General features: G+C 61.3%; 12 protein-coding genes and 2 pseudogenes. 13 read left to right on the top strand and 1 reads right to left on the bottom strand.

Annotated elements, in window-relative coordinates:
- Window positions 1-81: 81 nt before the first annotated feature.
- The 8 genes and pseudogenes from AC3WRR_RS30090 to AC3WRR_RS30125 all read left to right on the top strand — a co-directional run bounded on the left by AC3WRR_RS30090 (window position 82) and on the right by AC3WRR_RS30125 (window position 11,830).
- Entirely contained in the window at window positions 82-4,542 is a 4,461-nt protein-coding gene (locus AC3WRR_RS30090; RefSeq protein WP_492298896.1) for a PAS domain S-box protein, read from the top strand.
- Between the two features lie 157 nt (window positions 4,543-4,699).
- A complete protein-coding gene (locus AC3WRR_RS30095) occupies window positions 4,700-5,884 on the top strand; it encodes a response regulator (RefSeq protein WP_010811944.1) in 1,185 nt (394 codons plus the stop codon).
- A 92-nt stretch (window positions 5,885-5,976) separates the two neighbouring features.
- Window positions 5,977-7,194, top strand: a complete 1,218-nt coding sequence (locus AC3WRR_RS30100; protein WP_492298898.1) for an EAL domain-containing response regulator — start codon at window positions 5,977-5,979, stop codon at window positions 7,192-7,194.
- Window positions 7,195-7,388: 194 nt separating this feature from the next.
- Window positions 7,389-7,784 carry a chemotaxis response regulator CheY gene (cheY, locus tag AC3WRR_RS30105; protein ID WP_010811946.1) on the top strand — a complete coding sequence of 132 codons (396 nt, stop codon included), beginning with the start codon at window positions 7,389-7,391 and terminating at the stop codon, window positions 7,782-7,784.
- Between the two features lie 497 nt (window positions 7,785-8,281).
- Window positions 8,282-8,494, top strand: a complete 213-nt coding sequence (locus tag AC3WRR_RS30110) for a hypothetical protein (RefSeq protein WP_010811947.1) — start codon at window positions 8,282-8,284, stop codon at window positions 8,492-8,494.
- A 137-nt stretch (window positions 8,495-8,631) separates the two neighbouring features.
- Entirely contained in the window at window positions 8,632-8,856 is a 225-nt protein-coding gene (locus AC3WRR_RS30115) for a hypothetical protein (RefSeq protein WP_144062254.1), read from the top strand.
- Between the two features lie 659 nt (window positions 8,857-9,515).
- Window positions 9,516-10,043: an OmpH/Skp family outer membrane protein gene (locus AC3WRR_RS30120; RefSeq protein WP_492298901.1), complete on the top strand. Its 528-nt coding sequence runs from the start codon at window positions 9,516-9,518 to the stop codon at window positions 10,041-10,043.
- Window positions 10,044-10,137: 94 nt separating this feature from the next.
- Window positions 10,138-11,830, top strand: a pseudogene (locus AC3WRR_RS30125) (site-specific integrase).
- Between the two features lie 245 nt (window positions 11,831-12,075).
- Here AC3WRR_RS30125 and AC3WRR_RS30130 read toward each other — a convergent pair.
- Window positions 12,076-13,314, bottom strand: a complete 1,239-nt coding sequence (locus tag AC3WRR_RS30130) for a tyrosine-type recombinase/integrase (protein WP_492298903.1) — start codon at window positions 13,312-13,314, stop codon at window positions 12,076-12,078.
- A gap of 247 nt (window positions 13,315-13,561) precedes the next feature.
- On the opposite strand from AC3WRR_RS30130, the gene AC3WRR_RS30135 reads away from it, so the two are divergent.
- From AC3WRR_RS30135 to AC3WRR_RS30155, 5 genes and pseudogenes are all read left to right on the top strand, one after another.
- Entirely contained in the window at window positions 13,562-15,607 is a 2,046-nt protein-coding gene (locus tag AC3WRR_RS30135; protein WP_058697625.1) for a hypothetical protein, read from the top strand.
- Between the two features lie 3 nt (window positions 15,608-15,610).
- On the top strand, window positions 15,611-16,591 hold the full coding sequence (locus AC3WRR_RS30140; protein WP_058697626.1) for an ATP-binding protein: 981 nt from the start codon (window positions 15,611-15,613) through the stop codon (window positions 16,589-16,591).
- A gap of 1 nt (window position 16,592) precedes the next feature.
- Window positions 16,593-18,035, top strand: coding sequence for a hypothetical protein (locus AC3WRR_RS30145; protein WP_058697627.1), 1,443 nt, complete (start codon window positions 16,593-16,595; stop codon window positions 18,033-18,035).
- Window positions 18,036-18,294: 259 nt separating this feature from the next.
- The gene (locus tag AC3WRR_RS30150; RefSeq protein WP_492298906.1) at window positions 18,295-19,488 is read left to right on the top strand and encodes a DNA-binding protein; all 1,194 of its coding nucleotides are present in this window, start codon (window positions 18,295-18,297) and stop codon (window positions 19,486-19,488) included.
- Window positions 19,472-19,577, top strand: a pseudogene (locus AC3WRR_RS30155) (H-NS histone family protein); the annotation flags it as partial. The gene AC3WRR_RS30150 and the pseudogene AC3WRR_RS30155, both read left to right, overlap by 17 nt.

Below are 19,577 nucleotides of genomic sequence, written 5' to 3' on the forward strand. Positions count from 1 at the left end.
CCCTGGCGAGCGATAGAGCCGGCTTGAGCAAATCACTCAAAGCACAAGAGCCATGTTGGCCAACATGGCCGCAGAAACAAGATGATCAGTTCTCCCATATCCGAGACACGAGTCGCCCAAATAGCAAAGCGCCGATATTACTTGCCAGGAATGGCACTTGTCATAGCGCTTTGGCTCGCGCTTGGAAGCGCTATTGGCTGGGATGCCGACTCCGAGATTCGCACAGCACAGCGCCAGACAGAGGCACTGATTGACGTGCTCGATGCACATACCACGCGACTGATGCGCGAGGCAGAACAACTGGCCAATCTGGTTGCATGGCAGGTTGAAAAACATGGGGTGCAGCTTCCCATGGATGCGTATGTTAAATCTAATCGAGTCAAACTAGACGTCTTCCTGCAGATAGCCGTCATTGACCGAGACGGCATCCTACGGTCATCCACGGTGCCGGACTTCAAACCGGTCGATCTCTCTGACCGTGAGCATTTTCGCGTCCATCTCGAAAATGGCAGCCGTGGACTATTTATTGGCAAACCTGTATTTGGCCGAGCCAGCGGTAAGCCATCGATTCAACTATCGCGCCGTGTTGAGAATGACAAGGGCGAATTTACTGGCGTGGTCGTTATATCGATGGACCCGGCGTATCTAACACAATTATACGATGACCTTCGGCTCGGCAATCACGGGCTGGTCGCGGTCCTTGGTGCGAATGACTATGTCATACGTGCTCGACGCGCCGGCCCCAAGGATACAGTCGGTACAATCGCGCCGGAGCATAGTGCTCTGCGTCAGGCGCTCAAGAACGCACAATCTGGATCCTATCAATCGAAGAGCTTTATCGATGGTATTGATCGCATCACCAGTTATAAAAAGCTACGGGATTATCCACTTTTTGTTGTCGTCGGATTTTCCAGATTTGAGTATTTAGCCTCGTTCCGAGCGCGCCGCGATTTTCTTTTGATCGCCGGTCTCATGATGACCGCGCTTATTCTCTTCGCAAGTGCTCGCCAAGTAACGCTATTGAGGCGTGTCGTCGTATCGGGTAATCAGGAGCGCGCGGCGAGAGAGCGCGAGGCGAAGAAAGCAGAACGCATAGACGCGCTGTTTCAAGCCATCCCCGATGTCGCCTTCGGTCTATCCCCCGAGGGCAAGTTGGACGGGCTTAACCCGCATTTCCTGAAACTGCTTGCGGTCTCTAAGGAAGCAATCTGGAATGCGACGCCAGACGATATAGCGGCGGCCTTCTTTCGTAGCGACCTTAGCGCCGACCGCCTTGCCAAGCAGGGGACCTTGGGAACTGCCCTGAACAGCCCCACGGGTGAACGTGAATGCCTGAATTTCCGGGTCAAGAGTCCCACTGCGCTTGTGTACGAGGTTCGTCTTGAATCCCGCCGAGGCGGTGGTAGGGTGGTGTTGATTCGCGATATCACGCTGCAGACGCGCGTTCGCGAGAGCGAACGTGACCTCGACATTACGCTTCATGCCATCAACGATGCTGTCATCTCCACCGATGAGCAGGGACGTATCAAGCGGATGAATCCGATGGCCGAGCAGCTAACTGGCTGGCCGAAGCAGGAGGCGCTAGCTCGCCCCCTTGGTGAAGTACTTCGAATCGTCGGTCCAGACCCCCAGCGGGAGGTAATGGACCCGGCACAGGAAGTACTCGGTACGGGTGTCGATCTGCACTGGGACGGTCAAAGACTGTCGGCCGCCAATAACAACATGCTTCGGGATGTCATGATCAGCGCTGCGCCGATCCGCGCCGAGGATGGCGATGTCCGGGGTGCCGTACTTGTGTTACGCGACGTGAGCCGCGAGCGCGCCAATGCTCGCGCGTTGGAGCTGAGCGAAACGCGATACCGCCAGCTTATCGAGCTCTTACCATACGCGGTCTTCGTCCAACGGGCGGGGCGGATCTGCTATGCCAATCCAAAAGCGGTGGAAACGCTCGGAGCGCCATCGCAAGCTTCCTTGCTGGAACGGGAGGTGCTCGGCTTTGTCCACTCGGATAGCCAGTGGCTCGTCCGAGACCGCATGCAGCAGCTCCAAGAAGCGAGGATAGCCGTGCCGACAGCCGAGGAAATATGGCTGAGACTCGATGGATCAATACTGCAATGCGAAGTGGCTGCCGCCCCATACGACTGGGATGAGGAACCTGCGGCGCTCGTGCTTCTTCAGGACATTAGCGCGCGAAAGAATGCGGAGGCGCAGCGCGACCGATTCTTCGAACTATCGCTCGATCTGCTCTGCATTGCAGGGATGGACGGCTATTTCAAGCGCGTCAATCCGGCATTCCAGCAGGTGCTTGGCTGGACAACACAGGAACTCTTAGACCGACCCTTTACGGAATTCATTCATCCCGATGATCTCGCAGCGACGCGCCGCGAGATCGAGCGGCACCTGGCCGGAAATCCTACCGAGCACTTCGAAAATCGCTATCTATGCAAGAATGGCACAGTTCGTTGGCTTGCCTGGAAAGCCGTGCGGGCCCCAGACGGCCTCATCTATGCTACCGCGCGCGACATTACGGCTAGCCGTAGGGTGCGCCAACAGCTGGAGCGAGCCAAGTCTGATGCCGAGTCGGCTTCAAGGGCCAAGAGTGCCTTCCTCGCGACGATGAGCCACGAAATCCGCACCCCAATGAATGGGGTCATCGGCATGGTTGAAGTGCTGGCTCAATCGCAGCTGTCCCACGATCAGTCGAATATTATCCGAACAATCCGAGAGTCGGCCGACTCGCTCTTGAGAATCATCGATGACATCCTCGATTTTTCGAAGATCGAGGCCGGCAAGATGGAGATTGAGCGAACCCCCATATCGATCCGTCATATAGTCGAGAGTTTATGCGGATCGTTGATGCCGGTTGCTGGAAAGGCGGGAGTGCGATTAACCAATTTTGTCTCGCCAGGGATTCCTGATGAAGTCTTGTCGGACGGCACTCGCCTCCGGCAACTGCTTTATAATTTGGTCGGTAATGCAATCAAGTTCTCCGGTGGTAGATCCGACCAAGCCGGACGCGTCGAAATTCGGGCAGAGACGGTCGGTAGTAACAGGGCCGCTATACAAGTTCGTTTCACCATCTCCGATAACGGTATCGGCATGTCCCAGGACACGCTGACCAATCTATTCACGCCATTTACACAAGGTGAAGTCTCAACAACGAGGCGATTCGGAGGGACCGGCTTGGGCCTTGCCATCTGTCATCGCCTCGTCGAGCTGCTGGAGGGTGACATATCGGTCTCCAGCCAGCCGGGTGAGGGCTCAGTGTTCAGCGCGACGTTGCCATTCGAGATGGCAGAACAACCCGCCCCGCCGTGTGATCCGGCATTACCTGGCATCGATTGTATTCTGGTCGAGAGCCGTCTATTTTCCGCTGAAGATCTTGGCACCTATCTCATTGACGCGGGCGCGAGCGTAAGGATTGTGCAAGCGTCTCCTGGCTCGCTAAGTAATGAAAGAACGCGTGATTCAATATTAGTACTCATCGATGATGGCATGAATGACGAATGTCATAAAAATGGCTATCTCGAGGATGAGGATGTCCATCGAGATGTTGGACGCGTGGTGATCGCGCGAACAAAAGAGCGAATTTCCCGTGCTGAAGATGCTAATGTAGTTTTTTTGGGAATTGAGATGCTGGGCTATTCGTCACTTCAGGAGGCCGTGGCAACGGCGGCCGGTCTGGCCTCCTGCCAGAAGACGTGCGGCGATAGCAGTCGCCAAGATAGACCCCCTGCCGGCCCCGAGGAAGGGGATGACTTGGAACCGCCAAAGTCCGGCTTGATCCTTGTCGCCGAAGACGATGCCATCAACCAGCAGGTCATTCTGCGTCAACTTGGCCTGCTGGGATATGCAGCCGAGCTGGCCAAGGATGGCAAAGAAGCTTTGCTGCTGTGGCGGAGTTGTCGATTCAGCCTGATTCTGACCGACCTCAATATGCCCGAGATGGACGGCTATGAATTGGCCACTGCTGTCCGGCAGGAGGAGGACCTTGGCTCGCGCATCCCTATCTTGGCGCTGACGGCGAACGCACTTCAGGATGAGATGACACGGGCCAAGGCGGTAGGCTTCGATGGATATCTGACCAAGCCCTTGCACCTGAATTTGCTGAGGGAAGCCCTGGAGCGGTCCCTGTGTAGCGTTGAAGCGCCTACGCCAGTGCCGCCAAAAGCAGAACAAGCATCGTGCAACAGCTATGCATCGCAGCTAAAGCTGTCGGTGTTGACCGACCTCGTTGGCGACGACCGCGACATCGTCAATGGCTTGCTCTCTGATTATCTGATCGCGTTGAGAGGGCAGACTAAGGATCTACGCCTGCATGCGAGTAACGGCAACGCCCGCCAGGTCAGCTTGATCGCCCACAAGCTGAAGTCCTCCTCTCGGTCAGTTGGAGCTCTGGCGCTGGGCGACCTGTGCGCGAAGCTGGAGAGCGCCGGGAAAGCAGAGAATTATGAAGAGATCGATCACTGCATGTCACAGGTAGAGACTGAAGTGCCACTCGTCGAAGCCGCCATCGATACTTGGTTGGGCCAGGAATCATGAACGCGCCACCGTCTCGCCGCGACCTTTCCCATGCATTTGAGATACCCATAAGTCAGAAAGTAGGAGAAATCATGGATTTTATAGTTGCCAAACTGCATGGCAGACTGCCATACAGAACCCGCCGTGCGTTGCGGGTGCCAATCGCGAGGCGGGCATCATGAAGGGCAATCCACCCATCCTGGTGGTGACACCCGCGGTCGCTGATGCGGAGCTGGTTGCTGCCCTGCTGAGTGAAGAGTTCGACAACATCCGTGTCTCAACCAAGCCCGAGTTCGCCGTCAGCGACTTCGAGGAGCACCGGCCTGAGGTACTTGTCCTCGCTTTCGACAAGCTGGAGGATGCGGAACAGTATTATCGAGACCTCTTCCGTTTGAGCTCGGTTGCGCCCACCGTGCCACATCGCACGCTCGTCTTATGCACTGGCAGCGAGCTGTGGAAGGTCTATGAACTATGCAAGAATGCGCATTTTGATGACTACGTCCTATTCTGGCCAGCCACAAATGACGCGCCGCGGCTACGCATGGCTGTGCATCACGCCCTGCGACAAACGCGCCAGCCGCCGCCAGACACGGTGTCAGCCGGGCAGCTAGTCGCCTGCGCCAAGCAACTCGCCAGTTACGATGTCCAGCTTGACGACCAGGCTGCCGAGAGCAGAGAACGTATCGACCTCGCGACCCGTTCGCTCAGCCTAGCCGAGCAAGCCATCGCGAGGGAGCTCGATGGTTTTTTGCACAAGGTTCGCGCAATGCCGAGCACGAGAACCATGGTTACCGGTGATGCGTCGGATTTCCAGCGCACTATCGAGCAGTTGAAGGCCGAGGCAATCGGTAACCACTTGGCGTCCATCAGACACACCATGGAGGATATTCGGGAATGGCTTGGCAGTCTCTCGCTGCAAGCGGGGCCGCGGATCGAATCCGCTCACGCACTGAGAGAGCTTGCAGAGAAGTTCCAGCCGCTAGTGCTAGTGGTGGAAGACGATGAGTTTCAGCACGACCTGTTGCGCGAGCTCTTGCGCGGTGCAGGCTTCAGACTGGTATTTGCTACCACTGGGCTGGAGGCGACGGCCGGCCTGCGCCAGTATCGGCCCGACCTAGTGCTGATGGACATCGAGCTCCCGGATATCAGCGGCATTGAAGTGACGCGGAGGCTGCGCCGCTTGCCCTACATGACCGATGTGCCGGTGATCATGATCACGGGAAACAGCGAACGAAGCGTGGTGATCGAGTGTCTGAAGGCTGGCGCCACGGATTTTGCGGTCAAGCCATTCGACAAGATCAGTCTGATCGCCAAGATTAATAGCTCCCTGAGCAAGCTCGGCGTTGAAAGCGGCAAGTCCTGATCTCGCTTTGGAATCCGTCGGGGTTGGGCTGCACGGCAGCGCGTTGACGCGATCCATGGGCAGAGAAATTTGTGCGGATCGACCTAATAAACATGGAAAACGACATAGAACGAATGAAAGTGCTGGTGGTCGATGACGATCCGTTCGTCCTCAATTTATTGACTCGTCAATTGACGCAACTGGGCTTTCGGGACATTGTCGCGTTCGAGCGCGCGCCGGAGGCCCTGGCTCTGCTGGAGAAGGAATCGCGGTCGATCGGTTTAATTTTCAGCGACTTGCAGATGCCGGATATGGACGGCGTTGAATTCGTCCGGCATCTGGTGGCAGCCGGCTATGCGGGGGGATTGCTGCTGGTGAGCGGAGAGGATCCCCGTGTCATACAGAGCGCCCAGAAGCTTGCCAGGATCCGAGGGCTGCATGTCGTCGGGGCCTTGCGCAAGCCCGCTTCGGCAAGCCAACTGAAGGAGCAACTGCTGGGCAAGCCACTTGCCTCCGCTCAAACCGGTCCGACTGCTCAGCGTTGCCGCTTTCAAGCGGGAGAGCTGCGACGCGCGATTGATACCGGGGAGATCATCAACTATTACCAACCCAAAGTATCGTTGCAAACAGCGGCGCTGGTGGGTATGGAAGCGCTGGCGCGCTGGCAGCATTCCAGTGCGGGCTTGGTGGCCGCAGGGCAGTTCATCGAGTTGGCGGAAGAGGGCGGGTTCATCGCCGAACTAACACGTTCGGTCTTGACAAGCGCGTTACGTCAGGCACGGTTGTGGCAAGACGCAGGCATACCGTTGTCGGTAGCAGTCAATCTATCCATGGACAACCTGACTGCACTGGACCTCCCGGACTTCATTGAACACACAGCCGACCAATCGGGGGTCTCCCTTTCCCGCCTGGTGCTAGAAATCACGGAGTCGCGGGTAATGGCCGAACCGATGCTGTCATTGGATGTGCTGACGCGTTTGCGGCTCAAGCGCATCTCGCTTTCCATCGACGATTTTGGCACTGGGTATTCATCTCTGGCACAGCTGCGGGATATCCCTTTCGATGAGATGAAGCTGGATGGGAGCTTCGTCCACGGAGCATGGAGGGAACCACCGCTACGCACGATTCTTGAGGCCACGCTGGGGATGGCACGTGAATTGGGGATCCATACCGTGGCGGAAGGCGTCGAGGACGTCCAGGACTGGCAATTTCTGAGGGCGAGCGGCTGCAATCTGGCTCAGGGCTATTTCATTGGTCGGCCGATGCCTGCCGGGGAAGTGGAAGCGTGGATCGCATCTTGGGAAGCGCGGCGTGCTGGCTTGACAGGCTAACTCTCGGTACCGTTCCACGCGCCGACGTCGCCTTCACGACGGGATGCATGGAATGGTACCGCAGTAGAGCGTCAGGGCATGGGCGTCAGATTGCTTTTTGGCGCGCCTAGCGAGGTTCGGCCGCAAGCCTGCATAATTAGTGGAGTAACAGGCACTAGGATTAGTGCATCCACAGCTGTTTTGGAGTCATTACCGTGGACACAAGCCTCAAGATCTTAGTGGTCGACGACTTCCCTACCATGCGTCGGATCATCCGCAGTCTGCTCAATGAGCTCGGCTTTTCGAATATCGAGGAAGCCGAGGACGGCGCGATCGGCTTGGAGAAGCTTCGGGATGGTCGATTCCAATTTGTTATTTCAGATTGGAATATGCCCAATATGGACGGCCTCACTATGCTGCAGACTATCCGCAGTGACCCGACGCTGGCCAAGCTGCCGGTGCTGATGGTGACAGCTGAGGCGAGGAAAGAGAACATCATCGCGGCGGCAAAGGCGGGGGCCAATGGTTATGTGGTCAAGCCGTTTACCGCGGCAACGCTGGAGGGGAAGATCACCAGGATTTTTGAAAAACTGGCCGCCGAAGGGTATTAGGAAGGTATTCTTGCGACAGGTCGCGCTTGAACACAGCATTTGCCCACCTTGAGTCCAGCAGCGCCGGAAGGGAGTAGCGTCGCGCACGCAGGCGGCACGATAAACGTGCCCTGGTCCAGCCGGTGGCGGACCATTGTTTTCAGCTGTTCAAGGACCGGTTATCCGCATCGACGCCCGTTGGCTAGGGCCGAGCCATCTATGTCGGTGCATGCGCTGATCGGAGGCGCGCTTGCTGCTGGTCTTCGCGCGGAGCACTCTCACCACGCAACGAGGTGTCCTCGCCGGTAACGGGGAAGCGCTGCTGTCAAGGCGCTGGATTACAGAATCATAAACTGGCTGGGCCGAGGCGCGGCTCGCTGGCGAGGCGAGCGTTGGTTCGCCAGGCCCAACGAGGAAAGGTTGCCAAGCAGGTGTCTTGCGCTGCGTGCTAGGCTGTTGCGGGGCCCGTTCAATGAGCGACGGCCCGCGCTCGGGTGTCGATTGGAACGAGACCAACCATGTCTATCGAGAAGTATCGAGGATACATTATCGAGGGATTCGCAAAACCCGCAGGCAGCGGGGAATTTGCATCCCTGGGGCGCGTGACCAAAGATCGCCACGTCATCGTGGAGTCGGAGGTGCTCGGGCTCTACGAGAGAAACGAGGACGCACAGGGGCATGCGATTCTGTGGGCTCAGGATTACGTCGATCGGCTGGAGAACCCTCACTGAGCCTAGTTCAAGTGTTGACGCTCCAGTGGCACAATCACGCCACTAAGAAATAGGGAGTGCCCGTTATCATGCTGCGGTCCTGCGCCGAGTGAGCTATGGGGCAGCTATTGCGATGGATTGTGGAGGAGTACCGGGGGATGTACGTCCACGCGACCGCCTTCAAAGTTCAAGTCTCAGACGACGTTGGGGCGCCCGAGCAGATGTGGCGCTACATCGTGGCAATCGGACGCAACGCGGACCACACCGATTGGGAGTGCGGGCCGGAAGCCGATTTCGCCAGTTATTTAACGCGCGAGGCCGCTGAGCAGGCCGGACTGGAGATCGGGAAGCGTGTGATTGATGTCATTCAAGATTTGGGCTAAGTTCACGGCGTAATTCTCGGATAAGGGCAAAAATGGCAAATCATGCAGCCACGGACCTGGCGCAGCGGCTGGGTGAGATCGTCGTCGGCGACGTAGGCGACGGTCATGCCGATATGCAGGCCGGTGGCTCTCCAGGCTCATACCCCACGCTGGAGGGGAACGCCCTTTCGATGCGTGACATCACCTATTCGATTGACTTAAGATCAGACATGCGTCGAAGTTAATTGACCCTTCCAACGCACTCCCGACAAGCCGCCAAAACCTGGCGGCTTCTTTTTGTGCGTGCCCAGCACGTCACGCATCGATGCTGCGCAGCTGCGCAAGAAAAAAACGGGGTGATCTTTCCGTTAAAATCTGGCGGCATGGTCGGAATTTCTCATTCAAATCAGCCGGTTGTAGCCATCTGGCCTTCTTGGGAGATCCCGTATAGACGTTGTCAGATAGGGCCTCGCGGGCCAGCGACCGACACATTTGCATGGAAAGTACTACAAGGGCGATTTGGAAGATCCTAGCAGGCGGGCGTCCAGGCTGACTTTTCTACCGGCGAGTTGACTTTGGGCGAAACAAAATTCCCATGGGGAACAGAGATGCGCTCCCATAGGCGAGGACAAGGCTTGCGGTTCCAGATTGCCACGGCGTGCTGACAGAGGCTCCGGTTCATGAAGACGTCAACCCCCCTGCTCAAATCCCTGACCGCCGCCGGGTTGGCCGCTGTCGCGCTGTGCGCGACAGCGGCGGCGCAGGCGCAACCAGTGCGCATCGCCGCTGTGAATTCCGAACGGATCCTGCGCGACTCGCAGCCCGCCAAGCGGGCTCAAAACAAGCTTGCGCAGGAGTTTGACAAGCGCGACCGTGAACTGCAGGACATGGCCAGGAAGATCCGAGCCCTGGCCGCCCAACTCGACAAGGACGCCGGGGCGCTAGTTGATGCCGAGCGGCAGCGCCGCCAGCACGAAGTGGCCGAGCTGGACCGCGAGCTCCAGCGCAAGCAGCAGGCATTCCGTGAGGACCTGCAGCAGCGACACGACGAGGAGCTGGCCCGGCTGGCGAAGCGCGCCAACCGGGTGATTCGCCAACTGGCCGAGCAGCGCGGTTACGACCTGGTCGTACAGGAAGCGGTCTACGTGAATCCGCGCATCGACATCACCGACGACGTCATGAAAGCGCTGAACGCCAGCAGCGAGTAAGAGCGTATCCCTCGATTCGTGCTAAAGGTGGCTATTGAGATAACTAACCTTATCGCAATAGCTGCATCGGTGCACTAAACTGGCAGACATGAAAATGCTGTCAGCCACCCCCCAGACCCATCCCGCGCCGCCTGACTTCCCCGATGCGGCATCGCTGGCCGCGCTACGCGCCTGGTACGAAGGGCTGTCCGCCCGCGACGCAGTGGTGCGCTACCTGGGCGAGCGCAAGGCCAGCGGCCAGTCCGCGCGCGGCATCCTCGGCCATATCCGGCGACAGTTGGCCGATTTCGCGTGCCGCCGGCAGCGCCATGACCTGGCCGCCTTGTTCGCACACGGCGCGGCTGAGCGAGTCGGGCGGGCGAAGGCCATCCACCAGGCGGTCGACTGGCTGCGCCGCTTGCCCTCGCCGCAGCCGCAGGTCGGCGACGACATCGGCGAGTGGCTGCCGCCTCGTGCCGTGGCGGCGCTGCGCGCCCACGGCATTGAGACGCTGGCGGACCTGACCGTGAGTATTCCGCGCCGGCGTCGCTGGTGGACGGCGGTGCCTGGCCTGGGCCCAGCGAGCGCCCGGCGCATCGAAGCCTTCTTCGCCGAGCATCCTGCGCTCACCGAGCGCGCCCGCGCGCTGATCGCCGCGGCGGACCGCGGGGTGATCGTGCCCTGGGAGCACCTGCGCCTGCCCAACGAAGTCGACGGCTCGTCCGGGACCTTCCGCGCCCCGCGGCAAACCTGCACCCTCAATGCCGACAACGACTACGAGGCCGTCCAGGCCTGGCTGGCGTTGCATGAGTCACCGGCCACCCAGCGGGCCTATCGCAAGGAAGCGGAGCGGCTGATCCTGTGGGCGATCGTCGAGCGCGAGCCTCCGCTGTCGTCGCTGACCACCGAGGACGCGATTGCCTATCGCACGTTCCTGCGCCGGCCGACACCCCACAAGCGCTGGGTGGGACCGCCCCGGCCACGCACCTCGCCCGAGTGGCGGCCGTTTGCGCAGGGCCTGTCGGCCCGCTCGACGGCCTATGCCTTGTCGGTGCTCGGGGCAATGTTCCGCTGGCTGATCCAGCAGCGGTACGTGCTGGCCAACCCGTTTGCAGGCATCAAGGTGCGCGGCAGCGCGCGGGCTGCGCCGCTGGATACGTCGCACGTGTTCACCGAAGGGGAATGGCTGCTGGTGCGCACGCTCGCCAACGGACTGGAGTGGTCCTACGGGTGGGAGGCGCCGGCGGCCCAGCGCCTGCGATTCCTGCTCGATTTCGCTTATGCGACCGGCCTGCGCGCCAGCGAACTCGTCAGCGCGACCCTTGGCCGTATTGAAATTGATCCCCATGGCAACCACTGGCTCAATCTGGTTGGCAAGGGCGCCAAGCCGGGCAAGGTGGCGCTGCGCGCCGTTGGCGCGCGCAGCGCTCGACCGTTATCTGTTGGAGCGCGGCCTGCCAGCCACGCGAGCACGCTGGGACCCGCGTGCTCCGTTGATCGGCAGCCTCGGCCAGGACCCGGCCGGCGGCATCACCGGCACGCGCCTGTGGGCCGTGTTGCGGCGCTTCTTCAGGCAAGCGGCGGACCTGATCCAAGCCGACCATCCGATGGCCGCCGAGAAGCTGCGACAGGCCAGCCCACACTGGATGCGCCACACCCATGCGACCCATGCGCTGGCGCGCGGCGCGGAATTGACGACGGTCCGGGACAATCTCCGGCACGCGTCCATCTCGACGACCTCAATCTATCTGCACGGCGACGAGGTGAAACGGGCACGCCAAATCGGGGCGGCGTTCTCCGCTCCCTAGCGACTTGGTGGTGGGCCAATTGGGGGTGGTCAGCGAATCCTTGCTTATATCGAAATGAGGTAGTCCTTTTCTTTCAATATAACCGCAAAGCTTATGATAGCGAACGGGCTGTATCTTGGCATGACCCCAATAGCGTGGCGGTGGCGCTTGGGCTGGAGGGAAAGTCGCAATGCAGGTAGCTTGCCACGATGGTGCCGTGACGATAGATGGCTTTGCCCTGTGCGGTTTGGCGATGTGGGCTCATCCTAGGTCTTGCTGGTCCAATCGATGCGGTGCCGCTCTTGGGTGGCCTCATGCCGCGCATCCTCTTCGCTGTGCAGGTAGCCACTGGTGGTAGCGATCGAGGCATGACCGAAGTTGTCTCGCACAAAACGCAGGTCGACTTGCTGGTCGGTCATGTGCGAGCCGGCAGTGTGGCGCAGCCAGTGCGCCGAGGCGCTGGCCAGCACGGCGGCTTGCGCCTCCCATTCGGGCCCGCGCGCCCGCAGGCGTTCGGCCGCCAAGCCGAACACTTCTTTCAGAATCAGGTGCAGCGCCCCGCGTGACAGGGCTTTGTCGCGACCTGTCTCTCGGCCGATGACCGGCAGCACCAGCGGGCGCGTCTCCCCGGGCTGCGGCGTGACCGGCAGTCCGTTGGCGCGGCGGTAGCGCGCCAGTTCGGCGATCAGCTCGTCGGTGGCCGGCACCAGCCGGGTCTGGTTGCCCTTGCCGGTCACCTCCAGCCACCAGCGCTCGATGCCTTGGGCATCGCGCCGGCAGAAGAAAGCGCCCATGTTAGTGGCTGTCAATTCGGACGCACGCAAGCCACCCAGATAGAGCACGGTCAGTACCCACCGGCAGCGCGCCGCATGCAGGCGCTCGCGCTCGGTGGCAGTCGGCATCGCCGCGACGGTGTCTTTCACGGTCGCCCACCAGTCATGGCTCAGGTAGCGCGTGATGCGCGCCTTGGTGGGCGCGCGCCGGCGGCGGGCCAGCGCGAGCGGATTGCCGGCCAGGTAGCCGGCTTCGGTGAGCCAGGCGAAGCAGGCATTCAGGATGACCATCGCCTGGCGCACGCTGCCGGGCGACAGCGGCCCGGCAAAGGGGCGCCAGTCCGGATGGCTGCGCGCGAGCTTCTTGCTGCCGGCCAGGACCCAGCGCGCCGCCGGTTGCGGATCGGCGAGGAAGCGCTCGTACGCGAGCAGGTCTTCGTGCGTGAGCGAGGACAGTGGCTTGCCCAGCTGCAGGACCGCCCAAAGGATCAGCCGCTCCACCTCGCGTCGGTAGGTTTGGAGCGTCGCCGCGCTGTCGGCATAGCGCGCGAGCCAGGCGGTGACGGCCGCCAGGTCGTCGGCCGCGGCGATCCGCGTGGCCGTGATGGGGGCGCGGTTGCTGCCGGCCGCGCCGGACAGCGCCAACGGCAGGCGCAGCTGCTCCAGTGGCGTTGGCAACGCGGCGAGGAGGCCGGACGCAGGCGGGGAGGACGGATGGGCGGGCGATTCCAAGGTCGGGTTACGTTAGTTTGCACAATTTTGTATCCGAGACGTGGCCGTGAAATCGACGCCGCCCGGGCGTGCGAGAACAAATTTACTTCACGAAATTCTGCACCATTTTGTTCTCCCGGCGAACATTCGAAGCAATTTTGTATCTTTGCCAACGTTTGTTCCATTCTCGTCGTGCGATTTTTCCCAAATGTGCCCTAAGGTTTATAACCATCGCCTCTGGGGCGATCGGCCGATTTTGGAGCGTCGCATGGAAGAGGGTATTGACGACAATTCCTGTTGCTCCCGCCGGAGGATAGACGGGCGAACCGTCGACACTTCCCACTGGGCCAGCCCCGATGAGGGAGCGCTTACTGGTGACCGACGCGTCCTGTACCTTGCGAGAAAGCAGGCGGTTTCGCTGTATCTTTCCGGTGCCTCGGGCGAAAGCATCAGGCGGCTGACGTCGCTTGGCACAAGTCAGGCCTATCGTCTCATCCGGGAGCGCTGCCTTGAGACGCATCCCGACGGGCGTCCTTATGGCTGGCGCGGGCTTGTGCCATGGCTCCGAGTCAAGCCATACCGTCGTAGCACGAAGGTCCATGTCGACCAGTTCGGCCGCGGTGCTGCGGGCGCGATGCAGGCGCTGCTGGACAGTCAGCCGGCGCTTCGTCAGGCATTTGAGGCGCGTATCCTCGCGAGCGCCTCAGCCAAGCGACTAGTCGAAACTAAACAGTCGAGAAGGCGTCATTGCGCGTGGTTTCTGGACCAATTGCGTGGCTTCGGGTACGAAGCGCGAAACGAATGGCCGTTCAACACATTGAGCCTTGGCTACTCTTCGATCTGTCGGTATATCGACAAGGTGCTGTCGGCCAACCCAAGGGCGCTGGCCGCGGCGAGTGGCGGGCCGAATTTGGCTGTGAAGCTGAGGTCCGGTGACGGAACCGGGCGGCCGGTGCAGAGGTTCATGCAACGCGTCGAAATGGACGCGCACAAGCTAGACGGACGTTTCTGCGTGTCGCTTCCCCTGATGGGGGGCGGTTTCAAGGAGAAGATCGTTCATCGTCTCTGGGTCGTTGTGATCCTGGAGGTCGTTTCGCGCGCGGTGCTAGGGTACTACTTCAGCGTGAGACGGGAAATATCGAAAGATGACGTCATGCGCGCGCTGAAGCGGGCATTGGGCAGATGGTGCCTGCGCCCGGTCAGTTTTTGCGATACGCCGTATCTGCCTGAAGCCGGGCTTCTTTCCGCTCTGGGTAGCGATTTCGTCGGGCTATGCTGGGACGAGACCAGCGTAGATGGTGCGCTTGCCGAGACTTGTCAGCACGTGCGGGATGCGCTGCGCGACAGCGTCGGCTCCACGCTACTGGACCCGAAGACCTCGTTCTCGAAACGTCGAAGCAAGGATGACCGCCCGTTCATCGAGACGTTTTTCCGCAATCTGGCCGGACAGGGATTCCAGCGTCTTTCCAACACCACCGGCGCAAATTTCCAGGACCGCAAGGGAAGACAGCCGGAAGAGGTCGCCCTGGCGAGTCGATTCCAGTACGAATATGCGGAAGAGCTGCTGAACGTGCTCATTGCCAACTACAACGCGACACCGCACAGCGGGATTGGTAACCGCACGCCGCTCGCGTATGCGAAGTTCTTGTACCACCATTCCCAGCAGAGCTTCCGGCGAGCCGACCCCGCTGTCGTGGACACGCTATTCAGCATCCGCAAGCGCTGCATCGTGCGCGGGGGCGCTAAGAGCGGGCGTGCCCCGTTCGTTGAGTTCCATTACGGCCGTTATACCAACGACGTGCTGCACAACCGGCACGACCTTGTCGGCTCCGAGATCTGGGTGGTCTGCCACAAGGAGGATGACTGCCGGGTGGCGCTTGCCTCCACGCTGGACGGTATGTCACTCGGCGTGTTGCGGGCAGCACCGCCTTGGAACATGTCGCCGCACAGCCTGTCGCTACGTGCTGCAATTTGCCAGGCGTGCTCTCACGGAAAGTTTGCGATTCCGGCAGGCGTCGACGCCATCGATGTCTTCATGCGCTACGTGGAGAGTCAGGCGCACAACCGCTTGCCGGTCCATCCGGCCTACCTCGAGGCACGGCGCATACTGGCAGCCGCAGCCGATTCATCAATCGGGCCTTCCATGCTGGATGTAGCAATGGCTCGGGCCAAGGCAGGCAGCAGTTCTTCAAAGGGTAGCAAGGGGGCCGCTTCGGAGCCGACGGCAAGACGCGCGCAGTCTGGCGCCGCGGACCCGCTGAAGCCTTCTGCGGGTCCTACGCTGCCTCCGCGTCGAATGGCGCAGTCGAGGTAAGCCATGTCCTTCTCACTGCCCGAGCGCATCGATCCGCGGCACTGCATCGTGACGAAGCAATACGCGGTGTATACACCGCCCATGCACGAAATGATCGAGCAAATCGGCGAATGGATCGACCAGCAGCGCCCCGGCGGCTATATCTATGGTGCGTCACGCCTAGGCAAGTCCCGCTGTGTGCAGTGGTACGTTGCAAACGAATTGCAGGAGCGCTTCAAGGCCGTCATGCCCCTGGTGGTGTGGAATCGCCGCCCCGACAGTCACAGTAGTGAAGCGGGATTCTGGCACCAGCTCTTACTCGCCTCGCGTTTCGAATTCGCCAACCCGGCAAAGCCGCCGAAGAAAGCCGAAGGCATATACCTGTGCAAGCAACGCTTCATCGCCATTGCGAACAACGCGCAACGGAACTACATGGTGCTGCTTATCGACGAAGCGCAGGATCTGACGTTGCGGGAGTGGAAGTGGCTGGTCGGCCTGCAAAATGAGCTCGATTACGAGGGCTATTTACTCAGCGTATTTTCAGTCGGCTCACACCAGTTGAACTATCGCCACGAATATATGGCCATCACGGGCAACGCTCACGTCGCCGCGCGCTTTATGGCAGCGCATGCGCGCTTCCACGGCCTGCGCTCGCCCGAGGAGATCGGGTACGTGCTCAACGGCTACGATATCGACTCCGAGTGGCCGCCAAGCAGCGGCGTTCCGTACCTGGCGCACTTCGCGCCGGCGGATTATGCGGCCGGGCGCCGGCTCGCCGAATGCGCGGCGCTGCTGTGGAAAGCGCTGATGGAGCTTTCGCCCGAATCTGCGCGCGGGCATTTCGAATTTCCAATGCAGCATGTCGCGAAAGCCACCGAGGCGATACTCTTCCAACTGGCGCGGGGCGAAGACTGGGCCGACGTGACCTCCTATGAGAGCTGGTTGCGAGAACTCGCTAAAGCGAACTTCCCGGACCACATGAGGATCATCTCGACGGGTAGTTGACATGGCGGCCTACCCATCGGTGAACTGGTGGCCGGGAAACCTCCGTCCGTACGAGTCGAGGCTGTCGTTCGTCGCCCGCTTCTGCGCACTGAATGGCATCAACGTCCGAAAATGCGCGGAGTTTTTGAGTGTGGAGCCCGATAGCAGCACGCCGCTTCCGATCGACGAAATCAGGCGCCTGGCGTCCGTGCTGGGTGAGACCGCGCCGCTTGTCGAAGACGTTTTCTCGCCTTCCATACGGTTCATCGATGTCGGCCGTTATGGCCCGCCTCCCGATAGTCGCGAGCGACGTGCCATCCGCTATTGCGAGACCTGTGTGCAGCACGGCTACCACAGCTACCTGCATCAGCTTGGGTGGCTTTCGCGGTGCCCATTTCACCTGAGCGAGCTGAAAACGACCTGGGCGCAGAAGCACACCGCCAGGCTCGTGTCGCAGCGTGTGGGCGCGTTGGAGTTCGTGATGCGGCAACGCTGCAGGACGTGGCCGCACGGCATTGATGCCGGCTTTCCCGCCCGAGAGCCGGGGCGTGTTGCGTCGCTCGCCGGCTGGGTCGCACGGGCGAGCGTCGCTGCCGCGCGCATGTCGCTCGGCGAGATCTGGTCGTCGGGCAACGATGGCATGCCGGGGGCCGTCTCCCTCGACCAAGCGTTCGGTCAGCTGCGCGCGCTTGAGCCCCCGCCCGAGGACATCGAACCGCTCCTTACCGAAGCCGGTGATCGGTGGAGTCTGGAAAGCCACGCGTTTGCGCGGCAAGCGAAAATCCAGCTCGGCCGCCTCAGGTCGAGCCACCTCAGCTTTGCCGACGTTCTTCACTTCTATATACGCATCAACGCCGCTTCGGCGAATCCGTCTTCGTTTGTCACGCGCCTGAATGCCATGCAAGACCGACAGGCTCGCCATGGCACCTGTCGCTGTCGGTGGAGGCTGACTAAGGAGGGACGGCTTTCGCGCTGGGTCAGCGTGCGTCCAGAGGAGGGGCCCCGCTGGGGCCTGATCTGCCCATACGATATCGCGCTCAACGAACTTCAACTCGGCTGGGGCCGTTCGGACCTGGCGCTCTCCAATCGGCCGGCGGAGCAGGAACGGCGGCGCTTCTGCAGCGTTTCTCACGCGATGCGCGACTTGGGCCTCATCCGCTATACACGGGAGGCAGCGGTAGCGCCGGCGGGTTACCTATATGCCGATCAGGACGTCTGGACCTGCTGCGAGTGGGTCTGGGAGTCGACGCTAACCGCAGTGCTCGATATGGCGGTCACGTGGGAAATCGAGCTGACGTTCGATGCGTTGACCACTTGGCTAGATGACATCGATCGGGGTGTCGATCCGCTTGAGCGGGACGATTCCAAGTTTTGCGTCCGCCTGTGCGAAACCGACGATGGCCTCTTGCTGATCAAGTGGACGAGGGCAGAAGCGAATGTGCGTCGGGGGCGACCCCGGATCTGAACGCAACGTACCGTGAGCAACGTGAAGCCCGTTGGCTTGCGACGCATTGCGGCCAGAGTTTCGGCCCAGGGGGCTCGGAACAAAATTGTGCAGAAAACGCTAACAAAATTGTGCAAACCAACGCGGGGGTCTAAAAAGTCACAGCTAGCTTCGCAATTATAGACATAAGCGCAGTTATGTCTAAAGTATTGCCATAGAAATTAGCTTTATTACGTATTACGGTGTAGTATTTATCATCACTTTCGCGTTTTTTGTCCCCATGGCCGCTGCCGACCTGGATCTGACCGACGCCGCGCTGCAAACCGACCTGGCCGAACTGCGCGGGCGCTTCCCCGAAACCCGCGCGCTCTACCGCGAGGTCTGCGGGCTGCTGTTCTTCCGCTACGGCGTCACGCCCACCGCCAACAAGCTCTACAGCCTGGTGCGCAAGGGCAGCATGGGCACACCCGCCGAGGTGCTGCAGGCGTTCTGGCAGGAGCTGCGCGGGCGCACGCGCGTCACCATCGACCATCCCGACTTGCCGGAGGCGTTGAAGGACATCGCGGCCGGGGCGGTGCAGACCATCTGGCAGGCGGCCAACGAGGCCGCCACCGGCGAGCTGGCCACGCTGCGCGCTGAGGCGCGCGCCGCCGCCAGCGCAGCCGAGGCCGAGCGCGATGCCGCGCACGCCGGGACCGCGCTGGCGCGCGAGGAAGCCGCGGCGCTCGTCGCGCAATTGGACACCGCGCGCCAGACCATCGGGGAGGGTCAGGCGACGCTGGCCGCGGAGCGGCAGGGGCACGCTGCGACCCAGGCCCGGCTGGAGGCGGGGCGGGCGGAACTGGAGGCCGCGGGCCGGCAACTGGCGGAACTGCGTACCCAATTCTCGACCGAGCTCGAGCGGGCCCGCGAGGCGGTGACCCTCGCCCAGGAACGGGCCGAAGCCAGCGAGCGCCGCGCCTTGCGCGAACTGGACGCGGAGCGTACCGCGCGCCAGCAGAGCGAGCGCACGGCCGAAGCGTTGCGCGGCGAACTGGTGTCGGCGCGCAACGAGGCGCGCGATGCGGCCGTGGCGCAGGCGGAGGTCCGCGCCCGGCTCGAGACCCAGGTCGCGGCGCTCACCGATCGGCTTGCGGCCGCCGAGCAGGCGCAGCGCAAATCGGCGCACGACCTCGACGCGGTGCAGGCGGAGTGGGGCGCAGCGCAGCGCCGGGCCGAACGGGCCGAGGCCGAAGCGGCGCTGGCGCGCCAGCTGCTGGCAGAATTGCGGATGGGGCCGCCCGAGCGAGATGGTGGTGGGCGGCGGCGCAAGGCCGGGAGCCCGGCGTCGACCGAGCAAGAGGCGCCAGGCGCAAAACGGGACCAACAGCAGGGCGAACAGCAGGACGACAAGCAGGGCGCGCCGACGGCCGCCTCCAACCCGGAAGACGGCAGCGACAGCAGTGACGACAGCACCGATGACAGAAATCAATGAGCGGGCGGCGGCGATCCGCTGGATCCAGAATGAGATGGCCGACTACGGGCTGACCATGGAGGAGCTGGCAGCAGCGGGGTGCTTCGACC

The organism is Cupriavidus sp. FW305-3-2-15-C-LB2, from assembly GCF_058787575.1.

Bases quoted from the DNA above. Each gene is read 5' to 3' on its own strand.
- AC3WRR_RS30110 (WP_010811947.1), top strand. From the start codon at position 8,282: ATGTCTATCGAGAAGTATCGAGGATACATTATCGAGGGATTCGCAAAA.
- AC3WRR_RS30090 (WP_492298896.1), top strand. From the start codon at position 82: ATGATCAGTTCTCCCATATCCGAGACACGAGTCGCCCAAATAGCAAAG.
- AC3WRR_RS30135 (WP_058697625.1), top strand. From the start codon at position 13,562: ATGGAAGAGGGTATTGACGACAATTCCTGTTGCTCCCGCCGGAGGATA.
- AC3WRR_RS30115 (WP_144062254.1), top strand. From the start codon at position 8,632: ATGTACGTCCACGCGACCGCCTTCAAAGTTCAAGTCTCAGACGACGTT.
- AC3WRR_RS30145 (WP_058697627.1), top strand. From the start codon at position 16,593: ATGGCGGCCTACCCATCGGTGAACTGGTGGCCGGGAAACCTCCGTCCG.
- AC3WRR_RS30095 (WP_010811944.1), top strand. From the start codon at position 4,700: ATGAAGGGCAATCCACCCATCCTGGTGGTGACACCCGCGGTCGCTGAT.
- AC3WRR_RS30140 (WP_058697626.1), top strand. From the start codon at position 15,611: ATGTCCTTCTCACTGCCCGAGCGCATCGATCCGCGGCACTGCATCGTG.
- AC3WRR_RS30150 (WP_492298906.1), top strand. From the start codon at position 18,295: ATGGCCGCTGCCGACCTGGATCTGACCGACGCCGCGCTGCAAACCGAC.
- AC3WRR_RS30120 (WP_492298901.1), top strand. From the start codon at position 9,516: ATGAAGACGTCAACCCCCCTGCTCAAATCCCTGACCGCCGCCGGGTTG.
- AC3WRR_RS30100 (WP_492298898.1), top strand. From the start codon at position 5,977: ATGGAAAACGACATAGAACGAATGAAAGTGCTGGTGGTCGATGACGAT.